Origin of the sequence: Sporolactobacillus sp. THM19-2 (genome assembly GCF_004153195.1) — a bacterium.
Classification (GTDB): Bacteria; Bacillota; Bacilli; order Bacillales; family Sporolactobacillaceae; genus Sporolactobacillus.
The window spans coordinates 57,188-68,871 of record NZ_SEMC01000005.1 but is presented as its reverse complement, the minus strand read 5'-3'; the positions used below and the strand labels follow the sequence as shown (position 1 = coordinate 68,871).

The window sequence follows — 11,684 nt, the reverse complement described above, 5'->3', positions numbered from 1 at the left end:
TGTTTCAGACGGCCGTCTCGGTCCGGCCTGTCCTTATCTAAACTTATTCACGTCATGAATAAAAATGTCCCCCCGCTGTTCAAAAGATTTGTACTGATCCCAGCTGGCACAGGCGGGCGATAATAAAATCACATCTCCAGGTTTTGAGAGTGCAAAGGCTTCCGGTACGGCTGCCTCAACATTTTCAACTGTTTTTATGATCGGGATCTTTGCTTTTTTACAGGCGTCCTGAAGTTTGGCAGCTGTCTGTCCGAAAAGCAGGACGGCTCTGATATCCGCTTTTTTCAGGAAGGGAACGAGTTCGTCAAATCCATTTCCTCTGTCCAGTCCGCCCGCCAGAAGTACAATTCCTTTTCCGGGAAATGCGTGCAGCGCTTTTGATGTAGCCAGAATATTTGTTGCCTTGGAATCATTATAAATGATCCGTCCCTGAATCGTATCCACATATTGCAGGCGATGACGTACTCCGGTAAAAGATCGGAGAACACCGGCAATAAACGGAGCCGGCACGCCGTATATCCGTGCAGCAGCCACTGCGGCAAGGGCATTTTGCAGGTTGTGCTCGCCCGGCAGCCCCATCTGTGAACATGGCATGATTTTCTCATTTCTGAAATAAATCACGTCATCCTGGATATAAGCACCTTCCGGCAGCCTCTTCGTTGTGGAAAACGGCACTTTATTTGCTTTTGATACCTCAGCTATATAATGGACACACCGCCTGCTGTCTGCATTATAAATCAGCGTATCATCCGCTGTCTGATTCAATGTAATCCTTGCCTTGGCTTTAGCATAATTTTCCACTGTTCCATGATAATCAAGATGATGTTCGAAGATATTCAGCACAACTGCCACTTCAGGATGGAACGTTTCTGTACCCAGAAGCTGAAAACTTGAGAGTTCCGATACCAGGACATTCTGAGGCGATACCTGCTGCACTACGGAGCAAAGGGCTGTCCCGATATTTCCGGCAACAACAGGCTGATGTGTTGATCCTTTCATCATTTCACCGATGAGCATCGTCGTTGTCGTTTTCCCATTCGATCCGGTCACCCCGATGAACGGGGCTTCCGATACTTCCGCCGCAATCTCCACTTCGGTAATCACCCGTACACCTGTCTTTTGGGCTTTCCGAACCATGGGATTGGAGTAGGGAATCCCCGGATTTTTAATCAGGACATCGACAGTCTCGTCGATCAGGTCCAGAGGATGCGCGCCTCCAATGACTTTTATCCCCTGCCGCTCGAGCTCCAGCGCGTGCGGATCAGCGGACAGATCATTTCTGTCGTTCACCGTAACGTTCGCGCCAAGCACTTTCATTAATTTTGCTGCGGCATAACCGCTTTTTCCCAGTCCAAGTACAACCACTTTTTTATTCATATACGACGTAATCTGTTTCAAAAGGTCATCCCCACTTCCAAGTAAACGCCGATAACGGCAAGAATTAAACCAACCAGCCAGAAAACAGTGACGACTTTCCATTCAGACCATCCGGACAGTTCAAAATGATGGTGAATGGGGCTCATTTTAAACACCCTTTTCCCAGTCGTCTTAAATGAGATCACCTGGATAATGACAGACAGTGTTTCAATAACAAAAACGCCACCGATAATCGCAAGAAGTATCTCCGTATTCGTCAGAATAGCCATACCGGCTATTGCTCCCCCGACAGCCAGTGATCCGGTATCTCCCATAAACACCCGCGCAGGATGCGCATTAAAAATTAAAAAACCAAGAAGTGCGCCAAGCATGGCTGTTGCAAAAGTGGCTACACCGAGACTCATCGAAGTCCAGGCAATCACAGTATAGGCAGCAAAGACAATGGCTGCAAGCCCCGAGAGCAGGCCGTCCATACCATCAGTCAGATTAGTTGCATTAGGTACTCCGACCAGCAGAAAAATGATAAACACAGGGTAAAACCATCCCAGATTAATCATCCAGTCGGTTCCGGGAAAATAAAGATAAGTAGAATAATCATAACGGGTCAGTATCAGCCAGAAAGCAACGGCGATGACCAGCTGACCCAGCATTTTCTGCCTGGAGGTCAGACCCATATTCCTTTTCATGACCACTTTAATAAAATCATCGAGAAGCCCGACAAGACCGAAACCCAGCGTAACAAAAAGCAGCATCCATGTTTCCGGAGTTGCCGCATGATATTTAAACGCCATGATGAGCACGCCGATGATCAGTCCGAGGAGGAATATCACACCACCCATGGTTGGCGTGCCTGCCTTCTTCTGATGGCTTTTCGGCCCTTCTCTCCTGATATACTGACCAAAGTGCAGACGGTGCAGTAATGGAATGACAATAGGGGCAAGAACTAATGTAGATAGAAACGCAATCGCAAGACCAAACAACAAAGACAATATCATGAACCCTTTCTCTCCTTCTGATCCAAATCCGATAGATCCATATGTTCTATCGTACAGATGGCAGGTCAGCCCGCATCTGCCGTTTTTTCAGCTGCCGGACATTTATATGCTCAATTCCGATACAAGTGTCTCAAGTTGCATCAATCTAGAGGCTTTAAAGAGCATCACTGTCTGATCATCAAGCAGACCCGCCAGAAATTGCCGTGCCTCGGTTTTGTCATGAAATGAATGAACCTCCGGCCGACCGGCAGCTTCTTTCTTCTCAAGTAATGGTGCAGCAATCCACGCCCCCTTATCACCAATGGTGACCACATGGGTCAGGGGCGCTGTCAGTACTCTGGCAATGCCCCTGTGAAGCTTCTCTTCATTGCTGCCGAGCTCATACATATCGCCCAGCACAGCCACTCTTCTTTTAAAGCCGGGTAACGCTTTGAGTGTTTCGAGAGAGGCTTCCATCGAGCTCGGGCTGGCGTTATAGCAGTCATTAATCAGAAGCGAACCGTTTAGGCCCCGGACTCTCTCAAATCTCATTTTTGTCAGGCTGAGATGCTCCAGCCCCTCCTTTATTGTTTCTGAGCTGACATGAAGCCGTTTGGCAACTGCCAGACTGAGCACGGCATTTTTGACATTCTGCTTCCCGAGTACCGGAATTCTGTATTCTTTTATCCCGTGGTTTAATGAAAAGCCGTAACCTTCTGTCCCTTCTTTGATCCCCGTGATCTTCCAGTCATTATGATCCTCGTATCCGCACGTAATAATCTGAAAGGCATGGGTATGGATCTGAGTCAATAGGGGTTCATCCCCGTCGATGATCAATGCTCCTCTTTTTTTCAGCCCTGCCGTAATTTCCAGTTTCGCTCTGGCGATACCTGCTCTTGAGCCAAGAAATTCGATGTGCGATTCACCGACATTTGTGATTACAGCAATATCAGGCTTGGCAAGCTGACTCAAAAAGGTCAGTTCTCCAAAATGATTCATACCCATTTCAAGAACCAGTACCTCTGTATCTTCCGGCATAGCCAGGATCGTCAGGGGCACGCCAATGTGATTATTTAAGTTTCCCTGTGTTTTATATGCTTTGAATCTGCGTGACAGAATGCTGTAAATCATGTCTTTCGTTGTCGTTTTGCCGTTTGAACCCGTTACAGCTGCCACTTTGCACCGGCAATGAATCAGCCAGGCTTTTGCCATGCTTTGTAATGCCTTAAGCGTTTCTGCAACGAGAAACAGCGGGAACCCTTCAGGAAGGCGATCCGGAAGAGGTTCTCGCTCCATCCATAACGAGGCGACAGCTCCGTTTTCAATCGCCTGCGACAGAAAACGATGACCGTTAAAGTGATGGCCGCGGAGCGGAACAAAAAGTCCATCGGCAACCGTTTTTCTGCTGTCCGTCATGATATTCAGCTTATTCAGGCGGGAGGTATCACCCAGTATTTGAATCGCCTGCCCTCTGATTATTTCAACACCAATGCTCATCTGTAGATCTCCTTTGCCGAAACTTTGCCCTTTTCTCAGTTTCCCGTTAATTCCGTAATGATTTGTTTCGCTATTTCACGATCATCAAAATGATGTTTCACCGTACCAATGATCTGATAGGTTTCATGACCTTTCCCGGCGATCAGAATAATATCACCTGTACCGGCATGACTGATTGCATATCTGATGGCCTGTTTCCGATCTGTAATCTTCTTATAAGCCATGCCCTTGACACCTGCTGCCATTTCCTGAAGAATCGCTTCAGGATCTTCGGTTCTTGGATTATCGGAAGTAAGAATAGCCAGATCACTGTGATCGACAGCTATTTTCGCCATCACCGGACGTTTACCTCTCTCTCTGTCGCCCCCGCATCCAACAACGGTAATGATCTTTTTTTTCGCAAATTCTTTAATGGTTGACAGGGCATTTTTAAGACTGTCAGGGGTATGTGAATAATCTACAATAACGGTAAAGTCCTGTCCGGCGCTGACTGTTTCAAATCTCCCGGGAACGCCCTTTACCTGTTCAATTGCCTGAATCATTCCGCTCATTTTCAGTCCTTTTACGGAGCAGGCTGCAATGGCTGCCAGAACATTGTAAACGCTGAATCGACCAATCAGTTTCATGGCCACCGGATAGGTCTCGCCTCCTGTCACCAGAGAAAATGAAGTGCCGGAAGGGGTGATCCGGATCGATGTCGCACGAAAATCAGCCTCATGATCAATACCATATGTGATGACAGGTGCTGCGGTCATCTGTTTATAGACGTTCGACACTTTGTCGTCAACATTTAATACTGCGGCTTTAATTTCTCCATCTTCACTGTAATGGTTGCCCAGCTGAGAAAAAAGCAGACTTTTCGCATACATGTAGTCTTTCATCGATCCGTGCAAATCCAGATGGTCCTCTGTCAGATTGGTAAAAATGGCAACATTAAAATCGCAGCCTCTGACCCTGCCGTCATAAAGCGCATTGGATGAGGTCTCCATCACAACGGATGCAGCCCCCTGCTTCTTCATAGCTGCCAGATTTTTCTGGATCAGATGGACTTCAGGGGTCGTATTGTCAACAGGACTGAAATGATCTTTGTAATGCATGCCCATCGTACCGATAACACCTGTACTGATTCCGGCAGCTTCCTGGATAGCCTGCACAAGATAGGTGATCGTTGTTTTTCCATTTGTTCCCGTCACGCCAATGAGATGCAGCGAGTGGCTGGGATGCGCATAGTAGTGATCAGATATCATGGCCAGTGCACGATGTGTATCATTTACATAAATGACCGGCACCGAAACAGACAGTTTATCCTGAGCAACGATGGCCACAGCACCCTTCTGTTCTGCCTGAGCAGCATATTGATGACCATCCGCATGATGCCCTTTAATGCAGAAAAAAAGTGATCCCTGGGTAACAAGCCGTGAATCAATGACCAGATCGGAAACCTCCGGATCTGCAGCCCTGTCCTTCCTGAAGTCAGGCAAAATTTCCAGACATTTGGATAACTTCATAAAAAAACACGTCCTTAGTTTTTCATTATAAAAGAGAACGGTACTGAGTGTTAACCCTTTTTTTCACCCGGCGAACCTATGTATGCCGGAAAGCGGACAGACCTGCCGCTTCCCCGTCCCTTGCTTATTTTAATCGTCCGGTTTCTTTTTGTCACCTAAGTATATCATGATTGTTGAACCTTGTTTAACCTTGATACCGGCCTCAGGCGATTGCATGGTCACCCTGTCACCACTCCCCTGTGTTTTTATTTTCAGGTCAAACAGTGCATTTTGAAGATCCTGTTTCTTCTGTCCAACAAGATCAGGTACTTTGATCATGGGCTGATCCGGCCAGCGGGTCTCTTTTTCAAGACCGCCTTTTTGTCTCTTTACGCCAAGTGCGCTCAGGCTGTCGCCGATAATCCTGCCGGCGACGGGTGCAGACACTGTGCCCCCAAACTGAACCGTATCCTTCGGGTGATCGATTGCGACATAAACGACAATTTCCGGATCATTAGCCGGAGCAAAGCCAAGGAACGAAACGATATAATTTCCCTGCATGTATCCGCCGCCCTTCGGATTCACTTTCTGTGCTGTTCCGGTTTTGCCTCCGACACGATAACCTTCAACGTAGGCATTTCTTCCTGTCCCCTGGGCAACAACACTTTCCAGCGTCTCCCTGACCTTTTTTGACGTTTCAGATGAAATAACCTGCCGTTTAATAGCGGGTTCAATCCGGTTGATGACCTTCCCTGTATCGGTATCTACCCACGCTTTGGCCAGACGGGGTTCATACAGATAACCACCGTTAATTGCCGCAGATACAGCTGTAATTTGCTGAATGGGGGTAACGGAAACCCCCTGACCAAATGCTGTTGTTGCCGTCTCAAGTGGTCCGACTCGATCTTTTTTGAACAGAATGCCCGTTGCTTCACCCTGGAGATCAATCCCTGTTTTCTTGCCAAAACCGAATTTTTCAATATATGAAAATAAACGTTCTTTACCCAGTCTTTCCCCCAGTGCGACAAAGCCTGGATTGCATGAGTTCTGAACGACCTCAAGAAAGGTCTCGGAACCGTGACCGCCTCTCTTCCAGCAATGCAGATGAGTCCCGGCAACATCAATCGATCCAGAATCATAAAAATGATCCTTTTTAAGATCTACAACGTTCTCCTGAAGCGAGGCAGCGAGCGTAATGACCTTAAAGGTCGATCCCGGCTCATACGTGCGCCAGATCGGCAGATTGTGATTATAAATTTCCGGTGGTACCTCTTTGTATCTGGCAGGGTTAAAATCCGGTTTCGAAGACATCCCGAGAATATTTCCATTCTTCGGATTCATGGCAATGGCGAGGGCGCTGTCCGGTCGATAGAGAGCAACAGCGTTATTCAGCTCTCTCTCGATAATGGACTGAACACGCGAATCAATGGTCAGCATCAGGCTTGATCCACTTTCCGGAGGTGTATACTTGTCTTTCAGATCAGACATTCGGTTGCCCCGGACATCGGAAAAATAGGTGACACTTCCATTTTTCCCTTTAAGTCCATCATTATAATACGCTTCGAGACCTGTCAGTCCCTGATTGTCAATTCCTGCGAATCCGAGGACGTGGGCGAGATAATTTCCCTTTGGATAATCCCGTTTAAAATCCTCGGCAATGAAGACACCGGGTAACGCCAGGCTCTTGATCTTTGATGCTTTTTCATTGGAAATCTTCCTTCCCTCCGGCGTCAGGCGAACGATCAGTTCATTCTGAGATATTTTTTCCAATGCACGGCGCCTGCTCATGCCCAGAATTTCGGATAAGGCATCTGCCGTCTTTTCACGCTGCCCCTTTTTTATCTGCTTTGGCACAACCAGCACAGAAGGGCTGCTTATATTGGTTGCCAGCACTTTCCCGCGTGCATCCAGAATGTCACCGCGCTCTGCTTCGTAGGGAATGTTTTTCCCCCATTCTTCAAGAGCTTTTTGAGTCAGCCAGTCATTATTAAAAATCTGAACATAAATCAGCCTCACGATAAATATGGCAAAAATACAGAGCCCGCCTGCAAGGATCAGCAGCAGCCGTTTCTTCACCAGATGTTTTGGTATACGCAAAAAAGCCCCTCCTATCTCCCCCTTGTCCTAGCCATATGACCAGATTCAGAGAAATAGAACAGGCTGCGCATTCACTCGTTCTGCCCTTCCGGCTGATTCGAGCTGCTTTTCGCATCTTCAGTTGTTTCTTTTTGTTCCGGGCCCGGCTGATGAGGAGACAGTTGAAGGGTCAAGTCGGATCCGCTCTTTACACGTGAACCAGGTTTCGGTTTCTGTCCTGTCACAAAGCCGTTCCCCTGCACTTTCAGTTTCATACCGGCTGCCTCGGCAAACTTCATACTGTCTGCCAGTGACCAGCCGGACAGATCAGGAACGGTCACTGATCCGGATCCAAGAAGAATCACTCTGCTTCCCTTTACTGCCTTGTCACCGGCAGCGGGGACCTGCTTTGAAACGGTTCCTGTACCAGCGGAAACCGGGTTCAGTCCGCTGTTTTTCAGCGCAGTTTCAGCCTCTGTTATGGGCTGACCGGTATAATTGTCCACCTTTTCCGAGGATGTCCCCATATCTCCGCTTTTCGAACTGGCTTTCCGAACCTGCATGTACTGCAGACTGCTGGCCATCACCGGTCGGACAATCTGTTCTACTGGTTCTGCCCCTAGGTCGGTCGGTTTCAGTTGAGGCTGCTTCACAGCGACGTATACGATTAATTTTGGATCCTTTTCAGGTGCCATCCCAAGAAAAGAATAGATGTAATTATTTTTTCCCGGCAGATACTGACCGTCCACGGCAACCTGAGCCGTGCCGGTCTTTCCAATCACATCATAACCTGGAAGATCATAAGCAACTCCTGTTGCATTATATCCCTTCACCACGTCTTTTGCACTGACTGCCCGGCGAAGGAGTGACCGGGTCTGTTCAGCCGCCTGAGGCGAAATAGGCTGGCCGGCAACAACCGGCTGATGATCAACCACCTTTTTTTTCGTTTCAGGATTAACCACTTTATCTACCACATACGGCCGCATCATTTTTCCATCGTTTGCTATGGCTGTGGCTGCCTGAACAATCTGTATGGCTGTAAAGGCGGACGCCTGACCAAACGAGGCTTCCAGTTTATCAATCGGCCATGTCCAGTTCACCAGACTGGACCGTTCTCCGGGGAGGTCAATCCCTGTTTTTTTCATCAGACCAAATTTTTTAAAATACGCGCCCAGCCGGTCCGGACCGATATATTTATCAGTCAGTACGGACATACCTACATTGGATGAGAGTTCAAATCCCTGATTAAATGTGATCGTTCCCCAACCGCCGCGGTGCCAGTCATGAATGGTTCCGCCTTTGGTCTTATAATCTCCAGAGGGGTAAGTCGCCTGACCATTATAGACACCGGCATCAATGGCTGAAGCGACCGTGAAGGTTTTCATCACCGAACCGGGTTCATAAGGATCAGAAATAGCGCTGTTGCTAAATTGCTTTATATCACGTTTATTCGGGTTAAAACCCGGCAAGGACGACATGGCAAGGATTTTACCGGTCTTCGGATCCGCAACGACACCTACCATGCTTTCAGGTGTATATTCTTTATTTACACGAGTCATTGCCTGTTCCAGAACCGTCTGTATGCTGGAATTAATCGTCAGATGGACGTCGTTCCCCGGCACAGACTTCGAGATCCTCTGATGTTCATCGGGTATCGGCACGCCTGATACGCTCTTGTAATAGCGAACCGTTCCATCTTTCTCTGAGAGATAACGATCAAGCGACTGTTCTATACCGAAAGCGCCCTGCCGCTTTTTTGTTTTGGAATCTGTCTGAGTAAAACCAATGGTATAGGCGGCACTTCCCTGTTCCGGATAATATCTTCTGGACTCAGTCAGATAGCCGATCCCCGGAAGCCCAAGTTTGTCAATCTGTTTTTTCTTCTCATAGCTGAGCATGCGACCCTTCGAGCCAAACTCTACCTGGTAAGCGTTCTTATTCAGGCGGTTCAGCATATCGCTTTCCTTCATTCCCAGGACAGGAGCGAGCAATCTGGCTGTTTTTTCTTTATCTTTCACGTATCTGAGATTCCCCTGCCGGTCTTTCCCGGCATTAGGGCTTGTCACCGCAAACAGTGTGTAAGCAGGAACATCCTCAGCGAGAATACGGCCGTTAGCTGAATAGATCGTTCCCCGCTTTTCGTCGATCACTTTATATTGTGACCACTGATTCTTAGCAATAGGCATCAGTTTGTGCCCTTCAATTTCTTTCCCCTGTGCAATATAAACAAAGCGACCGATGATCACAAAAAAAGCCAGCATAAAACATGCGCCGACTAAGCCTGCCCAGAAACTGAGGGATCTCCTTTTTCTTTGAAACAAGGCCGGGCCCCCTTCTTTATGGAAGAACTTTAATTTTATTGACATCCAGTTTAAGATTTAATTTTTCTTCGGCAAAACGAACAATCCTTTCTGGAGAGCTTAAACTGTCTTTTTCTGTTTTCAGCTGCTGAACGGTCTTTGCCTGAGTATCCGCATGTGACTGCAGCTTCTGCACATCCTTTGATACCAGGAATAACTTTGCCTGATTGGCAACAATGCAGGCAGCGAGGAGGAACAGGACAGCGCCTGCCATGATCCAAAGCAGCTTTTCTCCTTTGCTGATACGGCGTGTAATGACAACCGGTTTCTGAACCGGTACTTGTCTTGTTGCAGGGGCTTCCTGCCCGCGAGAATGAAATGCGCGCTGCGTTTGACTCATCTGAATGATCCTCCTTCAATACTTCTTATTTTTTCTGCGACTCTGAGTTTTGCCGACCTTGACCTGCGATTATTTTTCAATTCTTCCTCGGTCGGAGTCACCGGCTTTTTGCCAATTCTCTGCAGAGGAGGCTTTGATTCTTCCGGCAGCTGAGGAAGATCAGGCGGAAGATCATCCGGTGGTTCACTGTATTTTTTAAAAAATTGTTTACACAGCCTGTCCTCAAGAGACTGAAAAGTGATCACGGCGATCCGTCCACCTGGGCGAAGCAGTTCCAGCGATTGATTCAGTGCTTCTTCAAAACTCCCCAGTTCATCATTAACGGCGATCCTCAGTGCCTGAAAGACACGCTTCGCCGGGTGACCACCCTTTCTTCTGGCCGGTGCCGGTATCGCTTCTTTAATCAGCGTCACCAGTTCTCCGGTCGAACGGATTCGCTGAATTTTTCTGGATTTCTCAATCGCCCTCGCAATTTGTTTTGAGAAGCGTTCTTCCCCATACATATAAAAAATGTGTACGAGTCTGTCATACGGCCATTCATTAACAATAATCCCGGCATTGAGTTCCTGATCTCTGTCCATACGCATATCCAGCGGACCATCATGCTGATAACTGAATCCTCTTTCAGCATGATCGAACTGTGGTGACGAGACACCAAGATCAAAGAGAATCCCGTCCACCTGAGAAATGTCGTATCTGGCGAGCTGTTCTTTTAAATTACGGAAATTGGATTTGATAAAAGTTATTTTTTCTGAATAAACAGACAATCTATTCTCGGCAGCATCCAAAGCTTCCTGATCCTGATCAAAAGCAAACAAATGTCCGCTGTACAATTGTCTGACGATGGCTTCACTGTGGCCGCCACCTCCAAGAGTACAGTCAACATAAATTCCGGCAGGTTTCACATTCAGACTTCTAACGGCTTCTTTTTTTAATACAGTAATGTGTTCAAACATGCAACCAGACTCCTGAAGGGTGATAGTTGATCGGTATAGCGGACAATTCCTTTTGCGATTATTTTATAAATCGAGGTCCAGAAGGTTCTCCGAAATATCACTGAATGATTCCTGAGACTTTTCAAAGTAGCCCTTCCAGGTCTTGCTGTCCCAGATTTCAAGACGCGTTGATACGCCGATAACCGTACATTCTTTCTCAAGACCGGCGTAATTTCTTAATGGGAGGTTTATTGACACTCTTCCCTGTTTATCAAGTCCACATTCGCTTGCACCTGAAAAAAAGAATCGGGTAAACGCCCGGGCATCTTTCTTTGTAAACGGTAATGCCTTCAATTTATCTTCAATACGATGCCACTCTGATTGAGGATAGACAAAAAGGCACTGATCGAGCCCGCGGGTAATCACGAATGTTTCACCAAGTTCATCTCTGAATTTCGAGGGAATGATGAGGCGGCCTTTATCGTCAATATTGTGTGTGAACTCACCCATAAACATTACAGGCCGCCTCCTTGTTTTATACTTTACCACATCCCCCCACTTTTCACCACTCAATTTTTATAATTACCCCTGGATCTGTATCATAAACCACAAAAAATAAAGCCATGGTTTCAGCAACC

Annotated in this window: 9 protein-coding genes; all 9 read right to left on the bottom strand. The window is 47.3% G+C overall.

The annotated features are described in order from the left end of the window. Window positions 1-33: 33 nt before the first annotated feature. The 9 genes from murD to mraZ all read right to left on the bottom strand — a co-directional run bounded on the left by murD (window position 34) and on the right by mraZ (window position 11,562). Window positions 34-1,398: a UDP-N-acetylmuramoyl-L-alanine--D-glutamate ligase gene (murD, locus tag EWH91_RS06140; protein ID WP_129929155.1), complete on the bottom strand. Its 1,365-nt coding sequence runs from the start codon at window positions 1,396-1,398 to the stop codon at window positions 34-36. Then, complete coding sequence (gene mraY / locus EWH91_RS06135) at window positions 1,395-2,372, bottom strand: phospho-N-acetylmuramoyl-pentapeptide-transferase (RefSeq protein ID WP_129929154.1); 978 nt, start codon at window positions 2,370-2,372, stop codon at window positions 1,395-1,397. Before mraY ends, murD begins: the two co-directional genes overlap by 4 nt. Window positions 2,373-2,474: 102 nt before the next feature. Beyond that, the gene (locus tag EWH91_RS06130) at window positions 2,475-3,848 is read right to left on the bottom strand and encodes a UDP-N-acetylmuramoyl-tripeptide--D-alanyl-D-alanine ligase (RefSeq protein WP_129929153.1); all 1,374 of its coding nucleotides are present in this window, start codon (window positions 3,846-3,848) and stop codon (window positions 2,475-2,477) included. Between the two features lie 35 nt (window positions 3,849-3,883). Further along, entirely contained in the window at window positions 3,884-5,356 is a 1,473-nt protein-coding gene (locus EWH91_RS06125; protein WP_129929152.1) for a UDP-N-acetylmuramoyl-L-alanyl-D-glutamate--2,6-diaminopimelate ligase, read from the bottom strand. A 129-nt stretch (window positions 5,357-5,485) separates the two neighbouring features. Next, window positions 5,486-7,432, bottom strand: a complete 1,947-nt coding sequence (locus EWH91_RS06120) for a stage V sporulation protein D (RefSeq protein ID WP_129929151.1) — start codon at window positions 7,430-7,432, stop codon at window positions 5,486-5,488. 71 nt (window positions 7,433-7,503) lie between these two features. After that, complete coding sequence (locus tag EWH91_RS06115) at window positions 7,504-9,732, bottom strand: peptidoglycan D,D-transpeptidase FtsI family protein (protein WP_129929150.1); 2,229 nt, start codon at window positions 9,730-9,732, stop codon at window positions 7,504-7,506. Window positions 9,733-9,748: 16 nt separating this feature from the next. Further along, window positions 9,749-10,111 carry a cell division protein FtsL gene (gene ftsL / locus EWH91_RS06110; RefSeq protein ID WP_129929149.1) on the bottom strand — a complete coding sequence of 121 codons (363 nt, stop codon included), beginning with the start codon at window positions 10,109-10,111 and terminating at the stop codon, window positions 9,749-9,751. Further along, the gene (gene rsmH / locus EWH91_RS06105; RefSeq protein WP_129929148.1) at window positions 10,108-11,067 is read right to left on the bottom strand and encodes a 16S rRNA (cytosine(1402)-N(4))-methyltransferase RsmH; all 960 of its coding nucleotides are present in this window, start codon (window positions 11,065-11,067) and stop codon (window positions 10,108-10,110) included. Before rsmH ends, ftsL begins: the two co-directional genes overlap by 4 nt. A 63-nt stretch (window positions 11,068-11,130) precedes the next feature. After that, entirely contained in the window at window positions 11,131-11,562 is a 432-nt protein-coding gene (gene mraZ / locus EWH91_RS06100) for a division/cell wall cluster transcriptional repressor MraZ (protein ID WP_129929147.1), read from the bottom strand. Window positions 11,563-11,684: the final 122 nt, after the last annotated feature.